General features: G+C 43.6%; 2 protein-coding genes. Both read right to left on the bottom strand.

Annotation, left to right across the window (positions count from 1 at the left end; translation table 11 throughout):
• Window positions 1–241, bottom strand: a 241-nt coding sequence (locus BCT81_RS01650; RefSeq protein ID WP_157938831.1) for an adenylyltransferase/cytidyltransferase family protein, incomplete at its 3' end; no start/stop codon positions are given.
• A 70-nt stretch (window positions 242–311) separates the two neighbouring features.
• The coding region (locus BCT81_RS01655) for a lipid II flippase MurJ (protein ID WP_198596819.1) at window positions 312–853 on the bottom strand (542 nt) is incomplete at its 5' end.

Here is an 853-nt window from a genome sequence, read left to right on the forward strand (position 1 = left end):
GTTGTACGTACTTATCGCGTAAGCGAGTTAAACGTGCCGGCGCTTTATCTCGGGCAAACAGCTCCATAGGCTGCGGTTCAAACGTCATAACAACAGAAGGTAAACCTAATGCTGCCGCTTGTTCAGAAACCTGACTAAGAACCTCTTGATGTCCTAGATGAACACCATCGAAGTTACCTATGGTCAATACACAGCCGTGATGCTGCGCTTTAATATTGTGTATACCTCGGATCAGTTCCATTATGATCAGCTAAAACCTGTTATTTGCATCATTCATTGTGTGAAACCGACGGATTATATACTAATCAGTATTAATCTGTCGCTGCTTTTAAATGTTTTACTCGGATACCTAAAACCAGTACCGAAACAATATAAACAAAGCCACCAAGTCCAATCAAGCCTGTTAGCATCAGCGCTCTCTCACTAAAGCTCCATTCAAGCCATTGTTGCATATTATCTAACTGCCACAGAATTGCCGCGACCATCACGCCGCCAGAGACAATTAACTTCGCGCAGAACAGCAAAGTGGTCTTTGTCAGCTTATAGACACCAGCAAGGTGTAAACCGCGATATAACAAGGCCATATTTACAAAGGCTGACAGAGCGGTTGCAATTGCCAAACCTATATAGCCATAGAAATAAGCAAAGATAGCGTTAAATACCATGTTCGTGACCATCGCGATAATGCCGTACTTCACTGGGGTTTTAGTGTCTTGACGAGAGTAATAACCCGGAGCTAACACTTTAATCAGCATGAAGTTAAGCAAGCCAGAGGCGTACGCTACTAAAGACATTGATGCTTGTTGCACGTCGTGTGGAGAGAACTCACCACGCATGAATAGCACCATTAGCA

Origin of the sequence: Vibrio sp. 10N.261.52.A1 (assembly GCF_002876325.1) — a bacterium.
Lineage (GTDB): Bacteria > Pseudomonadota > Gammaproteobacteria > Enterobacterales > Vibrionaceae > Vibrio > Vibrio chagasii.